Here is a 19,177-nt window from a genome sequence, read left to right as displayed (position 1 = left end):
CCCGAGTTAAGACATTAGCTGAAGCAAACCGGAACGACCGACATGACTCACTTCGATACCAGCCTCGTGCCCAACGGCGATATTTTTATCGGCGGCGAATGGCGGCAAGGGCGTGGCAACCCGTACAAAAGCCTGTATCCGGCGGATCAGTCGGTCAACATGGAAATCTCGACGGCGAATGCCGACGACGCCCGCGACGCCATTGAAGCCGCCGATATCGCGTGGCGTAAAGCGGACTGGTCAGGTCTGAAGCCGCATCAACGCGCGCTGATTCTGTACCGCATCGCCGATCTGATCATGGCGCGTCACGAAGCGCTCGCGCAATTGCAGCGCCGCGACAACGGCAAGCCGATCGGCGAGACGCGCGTGCTGGTGGCGAGCGCGGCGAACACGTTCCGCTATTTCGCAGCCTGCCTCGAAACACTGGACGAAGAAGTCACGCCGTCGCGCGGCGACTATCTGACGATGAGCATCTACGAGCCGATCGGTGTGATCGCGGCCATCGTGCCGTGGAATTCGCCGATCGCGTCCGACGCGCAGAAGCTCGCTCCCGCACTCGCTGGCGGCAACGCGGTGGTGTTGAAGCCCGCTGAAGTCACGCCGTTGATCTCGCTGGCGCTGGCGCGCATCTGCGAAGAGGCGGGTGTGCCGAAGGGTGTCGTGAGCGTGGTGCCGGGCAAAGGTTCGGTGATCGGCGACGTACTGGTGCGTCATCCGCTGGTGAAGAAGGTGTCGTTCACGGGGGGCACCGAAGTGGGCCGCGGCATTGCGCGCATCGCGGCTGACAAGCTGATGCCGGTGTCGCTCGAACTCGGCGGCAAGTCGCCGACCATCGTGTTCGACGACGCCGATATCGACCACGCCGTGAACGGCGTGCTGTACGGCATCTTCAGTTCGTCGGGCGAGGCGTGCATCGCGGGTTCGCGTCTGTTCGTGCAGCGCTCGATTTACGACACGTTCATGAAGCGCCTCGCTGAAGGCGCACGCAAGCTGCGCGTCGGCGATCCGTCGCGTGCAGAGACGCAAATGGGTCCGCTGATTACCGCAGCGCATCGCGAAACGGTCGAGCGTTACGTCGCCCTTGGTCTCGAAGAGGGTGGCCGTCTGCTGTGCGGCGGCGAGCGTCCGGTCGGCGACGGCCGCGAGCAGGGCACGTATTTCCAGCCGACGATTCTCGAAGGCCTGACCAACGACGCGCGCATCTGCCAGGAAGAAATCTTCGGACCGGTGCTGGTCGCGATGCCGTTCGACGACGAAGCATCGCTGCTGAAAGACGCGAACAACAGCGTGTTCGGCCTCGCCGCCGGCATCTGGACTCGCGACTACAAGCGCGCTTACCGGATCGCCCGCGCGCTAGAAGCCGGCACCATCTGGATCAATACGTACAAGCTGTTCTCGATCTCGACGCCGTTCAGCGGCTGGAAAGAGAGCGGCATGGGACGCGAGAAAGGCCGGCTCGGCATCCGCGAATACATGCAACAAAAGAGCCTCTACTGGGGCTTGAACGACGCGCCGCTGGCGTGGGCGAACTGAATACGCAAGAGGCACGTTATGACGATTCTCGGCATTGAACAGATTATTTACGGCGTGACGGATCTCGCCACCTGCCGCCGCTTTTTCGCGGACTGGGGCTTGAAAGAAACCGCGCACGACGAAACCCACGCGCGCTTCGAAACGCTGAACGGCTGCACGATTCTCGCCGTCGAGGCGAACGATCCGTCGCTGCCGCCCGCGTTCGAAGAAGGTCCGACGCTGCGTGAAGTGACCTGGGGCGTCGCGACGAAGGCCGAACTCGACGAACTGCGCGGCCGCTTCGCCGGTCAGCCGGGCCATTTCGAAACCGACGACGCGGTCGGCTGCATCGACCCGAACGGTATGGCGATTCGCGTCGAAGTGACCCGCAAGCGGGCGCTCGACGTGCACGGTTCGCCGTCGAACGTGTGGGGTCAAACGCTGCGTGTCGATCAGCCTTCGCCGATCTACGAACGCGCGGAGCCGGTCGAAGTGGGACACGTCGTGTTCTTCACGAACAAGCTCGCCGAACAGGAAAAGTTCTACCAGGAACTGCTCGGCTTCGAAATGTCGGACCGCTATCCGGGTCGTGGCGCATTCATGCGCTGCGCGCCGCACGGCGGCCATCACGACATTTTCCTGCTGGCATTGCCCAACGGAAAGCGCGGTCTCAATCACGTCGCGTTCACCGTGCGCGATATCCACGAAGTGTTTGGCGGCGGCATGCATATCAGCCGCTGCGGCTGGGATACGCAACTCGGGCCGGGACGTCATCCGGTGTCGTCGGCGTACTTCTGGTACTTCCAGAATCCGGCTGGCGGTTTGATCGAGTACTACGCCGATGAAGACCAGCTCACGCCCGACTGGCAACCGCGCGATTTCGAACCGGGTCCGACGGTGTTCGCCGAATGGGCGATCGACGGCGGCATCGACGGCAATACGCGTCGGCAGAAAAATGCGAAGGCGCCGGAAGGCAAGTTCATGACGGAGCGCAAAAATGACTGACGCTGCCACTGAAAAGGCGCAAGCCGCGCATGCCGGACTCGAAGCACCGCGCACGATCGTCGTGATCGGCGGCGGCCAGGCGGCGGGTTGGGTCGTGAAGACATTGCGCAAGGAAGGCTTCGACGGCCGTCTCGTGATGATCGCCGACGAAGTGCATCTGCCGTACGAACGGCCGCCGCTGTCGAAAGCGGTGCTCGCCGGTGAAGCGGATATCGACACCGTGCGGCTCGTGAAGCCGGACGATTTCGACGCGCTGAACGTCGAAGCGTGGCAGCCGGACTGCGCGAGTTCGATCGATCGTGAGCGGCGCATCGTGCGCACGCAGTCGGGTCGTGAAGTGCAATACGACCGTCTGGTGATCGCCACGGGCGGCGCGGCGCGCAAGCTGCCGGAGTCGCTCGTGAAGACCTCGCATATCGCCTATCTGCGTACGCTCGATGAAGCGGTCGCACTTGGCGAACGTCTGCGTTCGAGCCAGCGCGTGCTGGTGGTCGGCGGCGGCTGGATCGGTCTCGAAGTGGCGGCGACCGCGCGCAAGCTCGGCGTCGACGCAACGGTGGTGGAAGGCGCACCGCGTCTGTGCGCACGTTCGTTGCCGCCGATGGTCTCCGATTTCCTGCTGGAGTTGCATCGCGCCAATGGCGTGGATGTGCGGTTGAACGCATCGCTCGTCAAGCTCGAAGATCACCCGAACGACGCCGGCCGCATTCGCGCCACCTTCGCCGACGGCTCGACGCTGGACGCCGATTTCGCCGTGGCCGGCATCGGCCTCACGCCGCATACGGCGCTGGCTGAAGCGGCGGGCGTGAAGGTGGACGACGGCATCGTCGTCGATCACTTCGGCGCCACCGACGACCCGCGCATTTTCGCGTGCGGCGACGTCGCGAATCATCCGAGCGCGTGGTTGAAGCGCCGCGTGCGGCTCGAATCGTGGGCCAACGCGCAGAACCAGGCGATTGCAGCAGCGAAGGCATTGCTCGGCACCTTCGAACCGTATGCGGATATTCCGTGGTTCTGGTCCGATCAATACGACGTCAATCTGCAGATTCTCGGCGACATTCCGGGCGACGCGCAACTCGCCGTACGCGGCGACCTGCCCGGCAAACGCGCAACGCTGTTCCATCTGGAAGACGGCGCGATTCGCGGCGTGATCGCCATCAACACGCCGCGCGAACTGAAACTGTCGCGCAAGTGGATGAACCAGGGCCGCACGATCGACCTTGCCACCCTGACCGACGCCTCGACGGCACTGGCCTAACCACATCTACGGACGGCACCACGGCATGAGAACCATCGACAACACATTGGGGGACCGCAGCAGCGCCGGTGTCTCAGGTCCCGTGACCCGGGGCTCGATCATCGCGCGTCTCGAGCGGATGCCGGCGAATGCGATGCAGGTGCGCGCGCGTATCCTGATCGGTCTCGCGACGTTCTTCGACGGCTTCGACGTGATCGCGATCGCGGCCACGCTGCCGATCCTGATCGCGAAGTGGCATCTGACGCCGTGGGAAATCGGCTTTCTGATCGGCTCCGGCTCGGTCGGCCAGTTGATCGGCGCGTTCGTGTTCCCCTGGTACGCGGAACGCAAGGGCCGTGTGCGCGCGATTGCGTTGAGCTCGGGGATTATCGGCATTACGAGTATTGCGTGCGGTTTTGCGCCGACCTTCGCCGTATTCGTCGCGCTGCGCGTGATTCAGGGTTTGGGGCTCGGCGGCGAATTGCCGGTGGCCGCGACGTATATCAACGAAATCAGCCGCGCGCATGGGCGTGGGCGTTTCGTGCTGCTGTATGAAATCGTGTTCCCGGTTGGACTGCTGGCGTCGAATGCGCTGGGTGCGTGGATCGTGCCGCGCTTCGGCTGGCAGGCGATGTATTTCATCGGCGGCATGCCGTTGATTCTGTTCTTCGTGCTGCGCAAGCTCGTGCCGGAATCGCCGCGCTGGCTCGCCGAACGTGAGCGGATGGTCGAAGCCGATGCAGCGGTTCAGGCATTCGAACGTGCAGCCAAAGGTCCGTTGCCGCCGGTCACGAATTCCGCTGAATTCGACGCGATGGCGAATCGTCATCCGAAGCGCCGGATGGCCGATCTGTTCGGTCCCGCGTATCTGAAGCGCACGCTGGCCGTCGCGATGCTGTGGATCACGTGCGGCTTCATTCAGTACGGGCTGTCGACGTGGCTGCCGACCATCTATCGCACGATTTATCACGCGCCGCTGCAACTCGCGCTGAATCTGGCGGTGGCCGCTTCGGTGCTCGGCGTGCTCGGTTCGCTGACCTGCGCGTTGCTGGTCGACAAGGTGGGACGCAAGCCGATCATCAACGTGTCGTTCGTGGCGTGCGCGGTTTCGTTGCTGCTGGCTGGGGTGTTCCACGAATCGTCGGTGTACGTGGTCGCGACGTTCTGCGCGTTCGCGCTCGGCTTCCTCGCTTGCGGCTTCATCACGGCTTATGTGTACACGCCGGAGCTGTACCCAACCAGCATCCGCGCGATGGGTTGCGGAGTCGGCGGCGCGTGGCTCAAGGTGGCGGCGATTTTCGCACCGGCCATCGTGTCGAAGACGATGATCGGCGGGAATCTGCAGGTGGCGTTTTATATTCTTGCAGCGGTGCCGTTTGTCGCTGCGCTTGCGGTGCATTTCCTGGGGATCGAAACCAAGGGCAAGGTGCTGGAGCAACTGGAGGCTTGAAGGTTCAGGTGGGCGGTCGATGTTGAAGTGCCGCAATAGCAGGAAGACGAAGGGCGCACTGGGTGGTGCGCCCTTTGTTTTTGCGTCGCCGCTTTCTGGAAGACGCGATGAAAATGTTCAGCGCGTCACAACGCCTTCCGGTACACGACGAAACCCGATCGATCGGCCACGTTGTCGTAAAGCTTCATCGCGGTTTGATTGGTCTCGTGAGTCTGCCAATAGACACGTTGCGAACCATCGGCTTTGGCCCGCGCGTACACCGCTTCGATCAACGCGCGGCCCACGCCTTTGCCGCGTTCGGTGTCGAGCGTGTACAGGTCTTGCAGATAGCAGATCGGCCCGGCCATCGTTGTATGACGGTGATACAGGAAGTGCACCAGGCCAAGCAACTGGCCGTCGCGTTCGGCGACCATTGCATGCATCGGCTCGTAGCCGTCGAAGAATCGTTCCCACGTTATATGCGTAATCTCGCGCGGCAAAGCCGTTTCGCCGGAGCGGCCATAGAACGCGTTATAGGCGTCCCACAGCGGCAGCCACGCATCGAAGTCTTCTGGGGTAGCGGCGCGGATCACGATCGATTCCGACATGTTCTGGATTCCTTGGTAAATGTAATATCAAACGGTCTCGGCTCTAAGCCAGCGCGCGAGCGTCAGATGGTCGTCGGTATCAAGCGATTGTGCGATACGCCGGCCGACCGCCGCGCCGAATTTATAACCGTGCCCCGAGCAGGCGGACACCACCAGCGTGTTGCCGATACGTTCCGAGAAGAAGCGCCGGTCGGCGGTGAAGGTGTACGCGCACGTTTTGACTTCCGTCACCCGATATTCGTCGATTCGGCCAAACGGCGGCGAAAACAGCCTGCGCAGCGAGTCGCCTTCGCCGGATGCGGCAATGCGATCGGCGTCGGGGTCCGGTGCGCGCACCTTTTGTGTTCCCGAGCCGAACTTCAGGCCGATGCCGTCGAGAGGCGGTAACACGTAGCCGTCGCTCGGTCCGCCGATATCGACAATCGCGGGAGCGCTCGACCATGCGTCTTCGAGATCGACGGGCGGTTCCATATACGCGACGGCGTTGCGATACGTCGTCAATTTCCCGGCGAGCGCGGGAAACAGCCGCAGCGTCCACGCACCGGCGGTGACGACGAGCCGGTCGCCGCGCACGATCGTGTCGTCGTCGAGTTGCGCGGTGGCTGCGTGCGGATCGACCGCGAGCGCTTTAGTGTTCATGCGAATGTCGGCGCCGCGCATTTTGAGCCACGCCTTGACGTCGCGTGCAATGCGCTCGCTGAACAGCGCGCCGCCGTCCTGGTCGAGATAAGCGTAGCGAAACGTGCCGGGATCGAGGAACGGGTAACGCGCGGCTGCTTCGCGTGCGTCGAGCCGCTCGTAGTCGAAGCCCATCCGGTCGAGGCCGATGCGGAATTGCTCCGCGCCGTCGCCCGGATATTGCGAAATGCCTAGCACGCCGCAATTCGCATAGTGGGAAACGCCGAGGTCGTTCCACAGCAGATCCCAACTATCGAACGCTTCGGCGATGGTGCGCGCGTAACCGTCGGCGTCGCCATAAGCACGGCGAATCATTCGATGACGGTCGCCCGACGCCGCGAGCGGATTCGGTATCGAGCCCTGCTCGATCAACGTGATGTGGTGTCCCAGCTTGATGAGCGACCATGCGGTACTCAAACCGGCGATGCCCGCGCCTACGATTGTCACCCGCATTCGATCCCCCCGGCCGATGGCTCAGGGTCAAAGTCTAGCAGCGAGGAAAATAACGGGTACGCGTTTGCGCGCGGGTGAGTACGTCGCGGCGCGCGAATGGGCCGCGGCGTAAGAAGTGGTGTCGGGCAGCGAGTGGTCTCCGGGCGCCGCTGCGTTCAGTGCTTGCGATTCACCGTATGACGAAGTTGGTCGCGAACTTTTTTCGCCGCGAACAGCGGCACGTAATCGAATACGCGCGCTTCGTGCCGATAGGTGGCCAATGTGTCCGCATACATGCGCGACACCGTTTCCGCGGGCGTATCCGTTTCTTCAGCGATGCTTCTGACGACTTCGTCTATATCGGGTTCAGGCTGCGACATGAATATCTCCGGATGAGCCGGGTTGGGCGGGATGGAACGCGGGCAACAGGTGTCCATTACAGGATGCGAACCGGCGGCATACCAATTGAATTGACCTATCGCGCGATCTGATTCACAGAGATTATTTTCTTGCGCTGCGGCAGGGCCGCGCGCTGCGGGCCGGTACGGGAAATCAATGCGTGCGGCTTTGATCGAAGGCAGAAAAACGGACGTTAAAGCGCGCGGTTGATGCACAAGGGTGCGACGATTTATTCCCTCTTATCGAAGACCACCACGGCGGTGGCCCCGTCGCCGACTACAAGTCTTCAGGAAGCGCCGCATTGATTTGCGAGCGCATGCCTTCGTGTTCGAGCCATGAACGGAACTGTGCGACTAATTCATCAGCGGATTTTCCGTCTGGAACATAAGTGCAGTAACTCCGCGTCTGCAAACGGGGCCCGGCGAACGGTGCGACGAGCCGGCCAGAGGCGAGATCGTCGGCGGCAAGCGCGGTCGGTCCCATCGCAACGCCGATCCCGTCGATCGCGGCTTGCAGCGTCAGATAAAAGTGATCGAAGGTCAACGTGGCAGCAGGCCTGAGTGCGGGGATCGAGACGCTCGTCAGCCAGTCCGGCCAAAGTCGCGGCAGGCTCGCCGTATGCAGCAACGTGTGGTGCCGCAGATCGTCCGGTGTGCGCAACGGCAATCGCTGCAGGAGCGCGGGGCTGCAGACCGGCAGCCTTTCTTCGGACAGAAACGGCCGCATCGAGTAGCCATAAAACGTATCCGGGCCACCGCGGACGATCAGGTCGTAGCTCCCTTTCAAACTTTCCAGATGCTGGTTCGACGTCTCCACGTGGATGTCCACATCGGCATGCTCTGCGCGGAAATTCGCCAGTCGCGGGATCAGCCAGCGCAACGTGAAGCTGGCAGGCGCATTCACCGAGAGCGTGCGCGAAACCGCGTCCGGGGAGCCGTATCTGCCGGTTGCCTGCGAGAGCCGCTCGAAAAGCGGCCCGATTTCCGCCAGATACGCCCGCGCTGCCGGCGTCAGCGCCACCCGCCGGTTATGGCGCTCGAACAGCGGCGCGCCGAGCCAATCTTCCAGCAGACGCACATGCTGGCTCACCGCGCCGTGAGTCACGTGCAATTCGGCGGCGGCTTCCTTGAAGCTGCCGAGCCGGCCCGCGGCCTCGAAGGCGCGCAACGCATTGAGCGGGGGTAAAGTCCGTTTCATTCGGGTGAGGTTATCTAACGCGAAAGACGAATTTATCTGGTTTGTTGGGCTGTCACAAGATAGTTATTCTTCTCGCTTTACAACCCCTTTCGCTAGGATCTGCATGCTTAGCTATACCGGCGGTCTTGTCCTCGTGGCCGCTGTGCTTCACGCAAGCTGGAACGCGATGCTGCACGGCAACCGCGACCGCTTTCTGTCGATGACGTGGATGAGCGTCGCCATCGCGACAGTTGCCACGCTCGTCATCGTCTTCGTGCCGCTTCCGGCGCGCGCGGCCTGGCCGTACATCATCGCGTCGGGACTCGTGCATATCGTCTACAACGTGAGTCTCGTGCGCTCGTATCGACGCAATGACCTGGCGCTCGCGTATCCGATCGCGCGCGGCTCGTCGCCGCTGCTGGTCACGCTCGGCGCGGCGTTTTTCGCGCACGAGTCGATTGGTGCGTTGCACGCGTTGGGCATCGCGATGATTTCGGGCGGCATTATCGCGATCGCGTTGCAAGGCAGCCACGTGTCGCGCGCGGGTGCGCTCGCCGCGTTGACGACCGGCGCGACGATCGCGCTTTATACGGTGATCGACGGGATCGGCGTGCGCTTGTCGGATGGCCAGGCGCTTGCCTACACCGCGTGGATGTTCCTGTTCTACTGGCTGATGCCGTTGCTGTTCATCGCGTCGCGTGGACTCGCCGCCTTGTGGACGCCGGTGCGAACCGCGCCGTTCGCGGTGGCGTCGTCGCTGGCCGGCGGGCTCGTGTCGATTGGCGCGTACGGCATCGTGATCTGGGCGATGCAGTCGGGCGCGATGGGCACGGTGTCGGCGTTACGCGAGACGAGCGTGGTGTTCGCGGTGCTGATCGGGCGGGTGTTTTTGCGGGAAGCCGTGAGCGCGAGGCGCTGGATGGCGTGCGTGGTCGTGGCGGCGGGCGCGGTGTGTCTGGGGCTTTAATTCCGCCGGATGTTGCGCCCGCGCTTGCCTACGCTTCGCTGAACAATCGCTCCGACAAAAAATCGACGAACGCGCGCAGCTTCGGCGACAGTTGACGGCTCGACGGCCACAGCACCGAAAACTGCCCCGCGTGCAGCAGATGCTCGCTGAGAATGCTTTGCAACGTGCCCGCCCGAATCGCGTCGCGCGCGAGGAAATCGGGCATATAGCCGATACCGAGTCCGAGTTCGGCCGCTGCCCGCAACGCTTCCATGTTGTTGCACGTCAACGCTGTCGGGAAGCGCGCGGCGGCCTCTTCCGGCAATCCGCGAAACGCCCAGTGCTGCAACTTTCCCGAAGTCGGAAAGCGGAACCGCAGGCAGGCGTGTTGCGCGAGATCGGCGGGCGCGAGCGGCACGCCATGCTTTCGCAGATAAACCGGCGCCGCGCACAACACGAAGCGGAACGGGCCGAGCCGCCTTGCCATCAACTGCGAATCGGGCAGGTCGCCGCTGCGGATCGCCGCGTCGAATCCGCCTTCGATCACATCGACGATACGGTCGTTGAAATCCAGTTCGAGATCGATTTCCGGGTAACGCTCGGCGAATTCCGGCAAGATCGGCAGCAGAAAACGGTAGCCGATGGTCGGCAGGCTCACGCGCAGGCGGCCGCGCGGCGCGGCATTGGCCTGCAGCATCATCGTTTCGGCTTCGCTCAGCGCGTCGAGAATCTGCCGGCAACGCTCGTAGAAGCGCTCGCCGTCGTCGGTCAGGCTGACGCGCCGGGTGCTCCGCTGCAACAGCCGCACGCCGAGATGCTGTTCGAGCCGCGCGACGCTTTTGCCTACAGCCGAAGACGACAATCCCAGCCGCTGCGAAGCGCCAACGAAGCTGGCCGCCTCTGCCGTGTGGACGAAGGCGACAATTCCGCTCAGATTTTCCATGCTGTCGATTCGGGAATCAAAGTCCAGAGTGAGGGCAATGTAGCATCATTCGCGGCTTTGATTCCTCTATGGGCGATGGGTTTGCGGATGCCTTCGCACACCGTGTTTCATATCGCCGGCGCATCCATCTGGCTAAGCCGAACGTAATACCTGTTAATACCGCTACGTTCGAGGCCATCGTCATGCGCCGTATTGTTTATGCCGTTGCCGTCACAGCTGCCGCCACCGCGGCGGCTGCATTGCTGCTGTCGATGACCGGTTGCTCCAACGATCCGCCGAATCCGAATCCTCGTGCGAGCCAGCCGCTTGCCACGGTGCCGGTCGATTTGCCGCGCTATATGGGACGCTGGTACATCATCGCGAACATTCCGTATTTCGCCGAGCGCGACATGGTGGGCAGCCGCGCGGAATGGAAATTGCGCGACGACGGCAAGATCGACGATTCGTATTACGCCCGCAAAAAGAGCTTCGATGCGCCGGAAAAGCACTATCAGTTCCTCGATACGCCCGTGCCGGGTAAGGACGGCGGCGAGTGGAGCGTGCAGTTGTTCTGGCCGGTGCACGTTACGCAACTGACGCTGTATGTGGACCCCGATTACCAGTACACGATCCTCGGTTATCCGGGGAAAAACCTCGGCTGGATTTTTGCGCGCGCGCCCGATATCAGCGACGACATGTACCGCTCGCTACTCGCCAGGCTCGACGCGATGGGCTACGACACGTCGCGTTTCAGGCGCGTGCCGCAGCGGCCGGATCAGTTGGGTAAGGAAGGCTTTGCATCGCCGGGAGATAAGGATTAGCCGGGGAACTGGAAGCAAACCGCAGCGCATCCGCCGCATCCGATTCCGGCGTTATCGCGTATAACCCGCATCGCCCCTGAGTGAGAAAGTGAGAGCCGCATGTCGCCACTTGCCGCCGTCGTGATTGCCCTGGTCGCGCTGGTCGTGATTTTCAGCGCCACGTGGGCATGGCAATTGAAAACCGAAAACGCCGGCATGGTCGATCCCATCTGGGCGTATTCGCTCGGCTTGGTCGCGGTGCTCTATGCGGTGCTCGGCACAGGCGATCCATCGAGCCGCGCGCTGACCGCGATCGGCGGCCTCGTATGGGGGATGCGGCTCGGCACGCATCTGTGGAAGCGCAACTTCGGCAAACCGGAAGACGCACGTTATCACCGCTTCCGCGAACAATGGGGCGCTCAGGCGGCCAGCAAGATGTTCTGGTTCTTCCAGTTGCAGGTCGTGATATCGATGCTGCTGTCGATTGCGTTCCTCGTGCCGTCGTACCGCACGACGCCGGTGTCCGGCAGCTGGATGGTGCTGGCGGTTGCGCTGTGGACCGCGTCGGTGGCGGGCGAAGCGATCGCCGACCGGCAACTGCGGCGCTTCAAGTTTGATCCCGCCAATCGCGAAACGGTGTGCCGCGCTGGCTTGTGGCGCTACTCGCGGCATCCGAATTATTTCTTCGAGTGCGTGCATTGGCTCGCGTATATCGCGCTGTCGGTCGGCACGCCGTGGGGATGGTTCACGCTGCTGCCGCCACTGCTGATGGCGTTTTTGTTGCTGAAGCTATCCGGTATTCCGCTGCTCGAAGAAAGCATGGCGAAACGGCGTCCGGGTTACGCCGATTACATGCGCACCACCAGCGCGCTGATTCCATGGCCACCGCGGCATTGAAACGCGAGCGCGTTCACGAATAAACCGACAACAACGATAACGGGAGTCAGCCACATGAGCCTTTCCACGACCGATCGCACGATGCCGCCGCCATCGCCCGACAAAACCCGCGACGGCTGGCTGATCCACAGTTGCGAACGCGGCTGGCTGCCGGATGGCGTGATCCGCTTCGGTATGCGGCAGTTGATGCGGCAGCGCCTACGCGACGAAGCGATCGACAACGGCGAGTTGCGCGCGCAGCGGCTCAACCGTCTTCTGGACGATCTGCGCGCGAGTCCCATTGCAATCGAAACGCAAGCCGCCAATACGCAACACTACGAGGTGCCCGCTGCGTTTTTTCATGCGCATCTCGGACCGCATCTGAAGTACTCGTGCTGTCTTTATCCGACCGGTAACGAGACGCTTGCGCAAGCCGAAACGGCGATGCTCGAACGCTATGCCGAGCGCGCGGAACTGGCCGACGGTCAGTGCATTCTCGATCTCGGTTGCGGTTGGGGATCGCTGTCGTTGTGGCTGGCGGCGCGCTATCCGCGCTCGCGCATTGTCGCGTTGTCGAATTCGCATGGGCAGCGCGCGTTTATCGAAGCACGCGCGGCGGAGTCAGGTCTGCACAATCTGACGGTCGTGACAGGCAATATCGTCGATTTCGAATTCGACGACGCGCAGCTTCAAGGCGGCTTCGATCGCGTGGTGTCGATTGAAATGTTCGAGCATATGAAGAACTACGGCCTGCTGCTTGCGAAAATTTCACGCTGGATGCGCGATGACGCAAAGCTGTTCGTGCATATCTTCGTGCATCGCACGCTCGCGTATCACTTCGAAGTGCAGGACGGCGGCGACTGGATGTCGAAGTATTTTTTCACCGGCGGCACGATGCCGTCCGAAGCGTTGCTGCTGAACTTTCAGGACGATATGCGCATGGAGCGGCAGTGGTGGGTGAGCGGCACGCATTACGAGCGGACCGCGAATCACTGGCTTGCCGCGCTCGACGCCGCGCGTGATCGGGTCATGCCGATGCTCATCGACACCTACGGCGCGCGCGAGGCCGCCGTGTGGTTGCAACGCTGGCGCATGTTCTATATGGCGGTCGCCGAACTGTTCGGTTACGCGAACGGCAACGAGTGGGGCGTCGGGCATTACCGGTTTGTGAAGCGGTGACCCGATAAAGAGCATTGCCGGAAGACAGCCGCGAGCGGCTGTCTTTCAATGAGGTTTCGATTGCGCGTTTCTCGCGCCGTCCCGAACATAGCCGCGCCAAAGCAACGACAATAGCGGTCTATTTCCTGCTGCTTCCTGCGGTTGGATGCGCAACAATCCACCGCGCCACATACACCGCACAAGCCTTCAAACGCGCAATCGAAATAAACTGAAACATACATTTAAGCGCGTAGCGGAATAAAACGGCAAACTTGGGCGTTAGCCTGATACCGGCGGTGCATCCGGACCTGCTCCTCAGGAGCCGTATTTTCAAACAGCTTTCGCAGCATTGAATTCGCGGACGAAACCATCATGAACTCTCACGCCGACTCTCTGGCCGATTCAACCGGCGCACCCGTGCCGACGCGCTATACCCGCACGGCCATGACGCTGCACTGGCTGATCGCGCTGCTGATGATCGGCAACATCGTACTCGGCCTGAGCGCCGATTCGTTGCCGGACGACTGGGTGCGGCCGGTGGTGGATACGCACAAGTCGATCGGCATCACGGTGCTCGGTCTCGCGCTACTGCGCATTTTGTGGCGCGTGTCGCACAAGCCGCCGCCGTTGCCGCGCGAGTTTCCATCGTGGGAAAAAATTGCCGCGCATGTCGCGCACTTTCTGCTGTATCTGCTGATGATTGCGCTGCCGCTTTCAGGCTGGCTGCACGATTCCGCGTGGAAAGATGCGGCTACGCACCCTATGCGTCTGTTCAATCTGTTTCCGTGGCCGCGTATCGGCTATGTGATGAACCTCGATCCGACGCTGAAGGAGAGCCTGCACGACCGCTTCGGTGCGTTGCATACGTGGCTCGGTTACGCGCTCTATGCATTGCTGGCCATGCATATCGGCGGCGCGCTGAAGCATCAGTGGATCGACCGCAAGTCGGTTCTGAAGCGCATGGTGCCGTGAGCGGCGTGTTCCTTTTTCAGTCAGTTCTCCCGTTGCACTATCAACGAAACCGGCAGCCACTTTGAAGAAAACCCTTGAACAGGCGCTCGCTCTCGCATCGCCGCGCATCCTGCCGCGTCGCACGACACTGTCGAGCACGCTGATTCACTTCAGCGTCGTCGCGTTGTGGCTGCTGCTGTTCGCACGCGCGTTTTTTCTGCAGGGCGCTCTGGCCTGGTCGACCGGGATTGCGTATGTGGTGTACGACACGCTGCTGCTCGCGTTCGTCACGTGGAAATCGCTGCCGTTGATGCGCCGCACGCCGCCGCTCGATGCCGATACCGATCAGCGCCGCTTGCCGGAGATGGGCGTGATCGTCGCGTCGCATAACGAAGCGGCCGTGTTGCCGGTCACGCTCGCGGCGTTGCTGCGGCAAACGTACGGCCCCGCGCAGATCGTGATTGCCGACGACGGCTCCACCGATGCCACCCGCGAACTTCTCACCGCACGCTTCGGCCTCACGCCCGCCGCCGACGGCGTGCTGAGCGCGGCCAGTTCGCTGTATCCGAACCTGTTCTGGCTGCGCGTGCCGCATGGCGGCAAGGCCCGCGCACTGAACGCGGCGATCACGGTGATGACCACGGAAACCGTGATGACCGTCGACGCCGACACGCTGCTCGACGACGACGCCACCTATGCGATGCGCGCGGCTTTCGCGAGCGAGCCGAAGCTGGTGGCCGCGGCGGGCATTCTGGTGCCGGTCTGCGGCAAAACGGTGTCGGGGCGCGTGTTCCAGTGGTTCCAGACTTACGAATACATGCGCAATTTCATCGCCCGTTTTGCGTGGATGCGCGCCGATAGTCTGCTGCTGATCTCGGGCGCGTTTGCGTCGTTCCGGCGCGATGCGCTGGTCGACGTGGGTGGCTTCGATCCGCAATGCCTGGTCGAAGATTACGAACTGATTCACCGCTTGCGCCGCTATTCGGTCGACCACGGTTTGGGCTGGGACGTGCGCGTGGTCGGGGAAGCGCATGCGCACACCGACGCGCCGGATAACCTCGGCAGCTTCCTGCGGCAACGCCGTCGCTGGTTTGCGGGTTTCCTGCAAACGCAATACTGGAATCGCGACATGACTGGCAATCCGCGCTACGGCACGCTCGGCATGCTGATGCTGCCGGTCAAGGCGGTCGACACCATGCAGCCCATCTACGGCCTGACCGCGTTCGTGTTGCTGCTCGGCTTTCTGTTCGGCGGACACGGCGCAATCGTGGTGTCGATCTTCAGCGTCATCGGCCTGAAAACGGCGATCGACCTCGCGTTTTACCTGTGGAGCATCCATCTGTATCGACGCTGGACGGGCGAGCGCAGCGGCAACAGCCTGGGCATGGCGATGCTCGCGGCCGTGGCCGAGCCTTTCACTTTCCAGTTGGTACGCCATGTCGGCGCGGCACTCGGCTGGTTGCAGTTCCTGCGCGGCGGCCGGGTGTGGGGCGTGCAACGGCGCTCCGGCCTGGTCGCGCCCGACGAGCAGTAACGGCGCGTGGCGGTTTTTTAAAGCGCGTAACGACATTCGCCGCAGTATTCGAATCACGCCTGGGCATCACGTGAGTCCACTCAGGTGATGCTCAGGCTTGACGTCAGTCATCTCTAAAGCATTTCGCGGACGTCTCCGCGACCCACAGGCACGGCGCGTGCACAGTCTCCAGGAAGCGTCGCCGGACCGGCTTGCCATGCCGCCATCGGACCCGTGCGACAGCGGCTTCTAGTAGACTGGCGACGATGCCGCCCTCCATTTGCAGGGCGGCGACCTTCTATCCGCCCGTGCACGGAGACTTCACGTATGCATGCTGTTCCACCGCTCGAACAAGACACGGTCGATGTAACCGTCGATGCGTCGCCTGCCGAGACCGCTCCGCAAAACACCGCTCACGCCACGGCCCATGCCCATGCGCCAGACGTGGCCGCTAACGACGCGCCGGTCCGCGATCTGCGCCGCGTCGGCATTCATCCTGATTACTGGTATCCGCTCGCGTGGTCGCATGAAGTCAAGGCGGGCAAGACCCACGGTGTCACGTTCGCGGGCGATCCGATCGTGCTGGCGCGTACGGAGTCCGGCAAGGTGTTCGCGCTCGAAGATCGCTGCGCGCATCGCCAGGTACCGTTGCATCAGGGTGTCGTCGATGGCGAGTCGATTCGTTGCGGCTACCACGGCTGGACCTACGACTGCTCGGGCAAATGTATCGACGTGCCGTATCTGGGCCGCGAGCGTCTGCCGAACGGCGTGCGCTCTTACCCGTGCCAGGAACTCGAAGGCCTGATCTTCGTATTCCCCGGCGATGCCGCATTGGCCGAACAGCGCCCGCTCCCGAACCTCGGCTCCGTCGCGGACAAGAAGTACAAGACGCGCCGCTTCGGCCGTCCTGTGAATTGCCACTACTCGTTCATGCACGAGAACCTGATGGACATGAACCATCAGTTCCTGCACCGCAAGCAGATGGGGCAGATGCGCGCGCGCTCGCTGGGTCGGCGGCACGGCGAAGGCTGGGTCGAAGTCGATTACACGTTTGCGCGTATGGCCGGGCAGCAGCCGATTGGCGAAGCGATCGTGTTCGGTCAAAGCCGTAAAACCGGCGGCGACAACGACAAGGACGTGATGACGATCCGCACTGAGTATCCGTATCAGACGCTGAAAATCCGCACGTCGGAGCAGACACTGGTGATGGACCTGTGGATCGTCTACGTGCCGCTCGACCGCGAGCAGCGTACCAACCGTACGTTCGGCTTGCTGTCGATCCGCAAGCCAGGCATTCCCGGTGTGCTGAATCTCGCGTGGCCGTTGCTTGTGTGGTTCACGGAACGGATCTTCAAGGAAGATCGCGAGATCGTCGAAGCCGAACAGCGCGCGCACGATTCGCAGGGCGCGGACTGGAATCACGAGGTGTTTCCGGTGATCAACCAGCTGCGTGCATTGTTGCGCGAGGGCGGCGCGCCGGACCTCGTAGTCGGTGCAGGAACCGGCGACACGTCGGTGATCCGTTTCTGGGATTCGCGCCAGGGCAACCCGTTGGCGAAAACCTGACATTTGGGTTTGTCGAAGCCGCGAAGGACCGTACAATCATCGGCGACGATGAGCGGCGTGCCCAAGCGGCGACCCGAGATCACTCAGTGGTTTTCGGGTCTGAAGTCCGAAAACAATAAGCGCCACGCGCAGACTCATCGAGCGGAACATCCGCGAAAATAATTAACGCCTGAGAGAGAGGCCCATTCGATGAGTACCGAACTGCTTGCAGTCGTGCCTGTTGTCGCGTTTCTTGTGGGTCTGGTCATCGTGGCGCTTGCCGTCGCGCTCGTGAAGGGCGGCCCGAAGCAGCCGCCACCGCTCGCGTCGATCAACGAGCCTTTCAAATCCGTCGATACCTCCGATTTACCCCCCACCAAACACTTCACCGCGCGCGATAACACGGCGCTCGCGTACCGTCGCTATGCAGGGCGTTCTCCGGCAAAGCCGCGCGGCAGCGCGGTACTGATTCACGGCTCGTCGGCGAGCGGTGTCAGCATGCACACGCTGGCGAAAGCGCTCGCGGCTTCCGGCTATGACGTCTACGTGCCCGACATGCGCGGCCACGGCGAATCGGGCAAAAAAGGCACGATCGCGTACATCGGCCAGCTCGAAGACGACCTCGGCGATTTCCTCGACGCGGTTCAGCCGGCAGGCCCGCGCACGCTGGTGGGCTTCTCAGCCGGCGGCGGCTTCGCACTGCGCTTCGCGGGCGATGCACGGCAACTCGCATTCGACCGCTACGTGCTGCTCGCACCGTTCATCCACCAGAACGCGCCGACCACACCGCCTTCGGTCGGCGGATGGGTGAACGTGGGCATCGCGCGAACGGTTGTGCTGACGATCCTCAACACGATGCGCATCAGGTTCTTCAACCATCTGCCGGTCATTGCGTATGCGCTGGCTCCCGAGGCTGCCGCGCGACTCACGCCGCGATATTCGTACAGCCTCGCGCAGAATTTCAGACCGCACAATAACTATCGCGCCGACATTCGCGCGACGCGCCGGCCGCTCGAAGTGCTGGTCGGCGCAAACGACGAAGCGTTTCACTCCGATGCGTTCGCCGGAGTCTTCGAGGAAGCCGGGCGGGTGGTGCCGGTCACAATCGTGCCGGGAGTCGGACACATTGGCCTGACGCTGGAGCCGGTCGCGGTGGCGACCATCGTGGCGGTGGTGTCCGAACGCGCGAGCGAGGCCGTGTTCATCGACGATCGATCCCCCCGGCGGAGAATTAGATCATCTCCGCAGGGTAGGCAATCCGGCGCGCTCGAGCGGCGATAATGGCAACGAATGCACGCGGGTTTGCGCCAATCGGGATGCGCGACCCTCACACCCGTGTACCATTTCGTTTTTTTCCATTTCCAAGAACGCCCGTGAACACGCAACAAATCGCCACCGCACCGAAAAAATCGCTGACTTTGCTTCAATTGCTGGGCCTTATCGGCGCTGCAGGTCTGATCGCCGCCATCGTGCTGAATCAGTTCGTCTAATTACGCCGCCGGGCCGTCGTATCGCGCTCGGGGCCTTATGCCGGCAGATGTTGCCGGCTTCATCGATATTCCGATTGCCATGTACAAGAAGGGCGTAGCCGTAGAACTCCAGTTTTCTCCCGAGCGACTCAACGACGGCGCGGGCGATCCTTACTGGATCGATCTGACGCAGGCCGAGGCGCAACGCCTGCTGGAAAGCCTGCAAGCCCGTCTTGCGGGCGGCGCAGGCGGCAACGACGCGCCGCTGGTGGTGAGTCTCGACGAGACGCCGCCGTCGCAGGACGTCAGCCCGGCCGGCCCGGCGGCCCCCAGCACCGTTTCCGCGGACGACTTCAAGCAGTGGGTCTGTGTGATCTGCGGCTGGGTGTACGACGAAGCCACCGGACTGCCGGACGAAGGTATCGCGCCGGGCACGCGCTGGGCAGACGTCCCGGCCGACTGGCGCTGCCCGCTTTGCGACGTGGGCAAGGAAGACTTCGCGCTAGTCGAGTTTTAACGGC

At 62.6% G+C, this 19,177-nt stretch carries 19 protein-coding genes; 14 read left to right on the top strand and 5 right to left on the bottom strand.

Annotated elements, in window-relative coordinates; all coding sequences use genetic code 11:
• Window positions 1-42: 42 nt before the first annotated feature.
• From ABH945_RS20765 to ABH945_RS20750, 4 genes are read left to right on the top strand one after another with little or no spacing between them, the layout of a single operon-like run.
• On the top strand, window positions 43-1,533 hold the full coding sequence (locus ABH945_RS20765) for an aldehyde dehydrogenase (RefSeq protein ID WP_074770844.1): 1,491 nt from the start codon (window positions 43-45) through the stop codon (window positions 1,531-1,533).
• Between the two features lie 18 nt (window positions 1,534-1,551).
• Window positions 1,552-2,517 carry a VOC family protein gene (locus ABH945_RS20760; RefSeq protein ID WP_429251763.1) on the top strand — a complete coding sequence of 322 codons (966 nt, stop codon included), beginning with the start codon at window positions 1,552-1,554 and terminating at the stop codon, window positions 2,515-2,517.
• Window positions 2,510-3,775 (top strand): NAD(P)/FAD-dependent oxidoreductase, encoded by a 1,266-nt coding sequence (locus ABH945_RS20755; protein WP_429251762.1) that lies wholly within the window; start codon window positions 2,510-2,512, stop codon window positions 3,773-3,775. The genes ABH945_RS20760 and ABH945_RS20755 overlap by 8 nt, the downstream gene beginning before the upstream one ends.
• Window positions 3,776-3,800: 25 nt before the next feature.
• Window positions 3,801-5,204 (top strand): MFS transporter, encoded by a 1,404-nt coding sequence (locus ABH945_RS20750; RefSeq protein ID WP_074770841.1) that lies wholly within the window; start codon window positions 3,801-3,803, stop codon window positions 5,202-5,204.
• Window positions 5,205-5,329: 125 nt separating this feature from the next.
• Here the strand turns inward: ABH945_RS20750 and ABH945_RS20745 are convergent, their stop codons facing one another.
• The 4 genes from ABH945_RS20745 to gcvA form a co-directional block, all read right to left on the bottom strand.
• Window positions 5,330-5,791, bottom strand: coding sequence for an N-acetyltransferase family protein (locus ABH945_RS20745; protein WP_429251761.1), 462 nt, complete (start codon window positions 5,789-5,791; stop codon window positions 5,330-5,332).
• Window positions 5,792-5,818: 27 nt separating this feature from the next.
• Complete coding sequence (locus tag ABH945_RS20740; protein WP_429251760.1) at window positions 5,819-6,922, bottom strand: NAD(P)/FAD-dependent oxidoreductase; 1,104 nt, start codon at window positions 6,920-6,922, stop codon at window positions 5,819-5,821.
• A 155-nt stretch (window positions 6,923-7,077) separates the two neighbouring features.
• Window positions 7,078-7,281 (bottom strand): DUF3562 domain-containing protein, encoded by a 204-nt coding sequence (locus tag ABH945_RS20735; protein ID WP_429251759.1) that lies wholly within the window; start codon window positions 7,279-7,281, stop codon window positions 7,078-7,080.
• A 295-nt stretch (window positions 7,282-7,576) separates the two neighbouring features.
• A complete protein-coding gene (gene gcvA / locus ABH945_RS20730; RefSeq protein ID WP_429251758.1) occupies window positions 7,577-8,497 on the bottom strand; it encodes a transcriptional regulator GcvA in 921 nt (306 codons plus the stop codon).
• A gap of 103 nt (window positions 8,498-8,600) precedes the next feature.
• On the opposite strand from gcvA, the gene ABH945_RS20725 reads away from it, so the two are divergent.
• A complete protein-coding gene (locus tag ABH945_RS20725) occupies window positions 8,601-9,443 on the top strand; it encodes a DMT family transporter (RefSeq protein ID WP_074770836.1) in 843 nt (280 codons plus the stop codon).
• Window positions 9,444-9,471: 28 nt separating this feature from the next.
• On the opposite strand, the gene ABH945_RS20720 is transcribed toward ABH945_RS20725, so the two are convergent.
• Window positions 9,472-10,365, bottom strand: a complete 894-nt coding sequence (locus tag ABH945_RS20720; protein ID WP_429251757.1) for a LysR family transcriptional regulator — start codon at window positions 10,363-10,365, stop codon at window positions 9,472-9,474.
• A 182-nt stretch (window positions 10,366-10,547) separates the two neighbouring features.
• On the opposite strand from ABH945_RS20720, the gene ABH945_RS20715 reads away from it, so the two are divergent.
• From ABH945_RS20715 to ABH945_RS20675, 9 genes are all read left to right on the top strand, one after another.
• Window positions 10,548-11,165: a lipocalin family protein gene (locus ABH945_RS20715; protein ID WP_074770834.1), complete on the top strand. Its 618-nt coding sequence runs from the start codon at window positions 10,548-10,550 to the stop codon at window positions 11,163-11,165.
• A 99-nt stretch (window positions 11,166-11,264) separates the two neighbouring features.
• Window positions 11,265-12,041, top strand: coding sequence for a DUF1295 domain-containing protein (locus ABH945_RS20710; protein ID WP_429251756.1), 777 nt, complete (start codon window positions 11,265-11,267; stop codon window positions 12,039-12,041).
• A 54-nt stretch (window positions 12,042-12,095) separates the two neighbouring features.
• On the top strand, window positions 12,096-13,199 hold the full coding sequence (locus ABH945_RS20705) for an SAM-dependent methyltransferase (RefSeq protein WP_429251755.1): 1,104 nt from the start codon (window positions 12,096-12,098) through the stop codon (window positions 13,197-13,199).
• Between the two features lie 351 nt (window positions 13,200-13,550).
• A complete protein-coding gene (locus ABH945_RS20700; RefSeq protein ID WP_429251754.1) occupies window positions 13,551-14,150 on the top strand; it encodes a cytochrome b in 600 nt (199 codons plus the stop codon).
• A gap of 61 nt (window positions 14,151-14,211) precedes the next feature.
• Window positions 14,212-15,663, top strand: coding sequence for a glycosyltransferase family 2 protein (locus tag ABH945_RS20695; protein WP_429251753.1), 1,452 nt, complete (start codon window positions 14,212-14,214; stop codon window positions 15,661-15,663).
• 306 nt (window positions 15,664-15,969) lie between these two features.
• Window positions 15,970-17,208, top strand: coding sequence for a Rieske 2Fe-2S domain-containing protein (locus tag ABH945_RS20690; RefSeq protein ID WP_429251752.1), 1,239 nt, complete (start codon window positions 15,970-15,972; stop codon window positions 17,206-17,208).
• 189 nt (window positions 17,209-17,397) lie between these two features.
• Window positions 17,398-18,468 (top strand): alpha/beta hydrolase, encoded by a 1,071-nt coding sequence (locus ABH945_RS20685; protein ID WP_429251751.1) that lies wholly within the window; start codon window positions 17,398-17,400, stop codon window positions 18,466-18,468.
• A complete protein-coding gene (locus ABH945_RS20680) occupies window positions 18,468-18,677 on the top strand; it encodes a hypothetical protein (protein ID WP_253189785.1) in 210 nt (69 codons plus the stop codon). The genes ABH945_RS20685 and ABH945_RS20680 overlap by 1 nt, the downstream gene beginning before the upstream one ends.
• Before the next feature lie 79 nt (window positions 18,678-18,756).
• Window positions 18,757-19,173 (top strand): rubredoxin, encoded by a 417-nt coding sequence (locus tag ABH945_RS20675; RefSeq protein ID WP_429251932.1) that lies wholly within the window; start codon window positions 18,757-18,759, stop codon window positions 19,171-19,173.
• Window positions 19,174-19,177 lie beyond the last annotated feature (4 nt).

The sequence above is a fragment of the Paraburkholderia sp. GAS333 genome (assembly GCF_050435665.1).
Lineage (GTDB): Bacteria > Pseudomonadota > Gammaproteobacteria > Burkholderiales > Burkholderiaceae > Paraburkholderia > Paraburkholderia fungorum_A.
The sequence above is the reverse complement of the archived record's forward strand: the minus strand, read 5'-3'. Positions and strand labels throughout refer to the sequence as shown.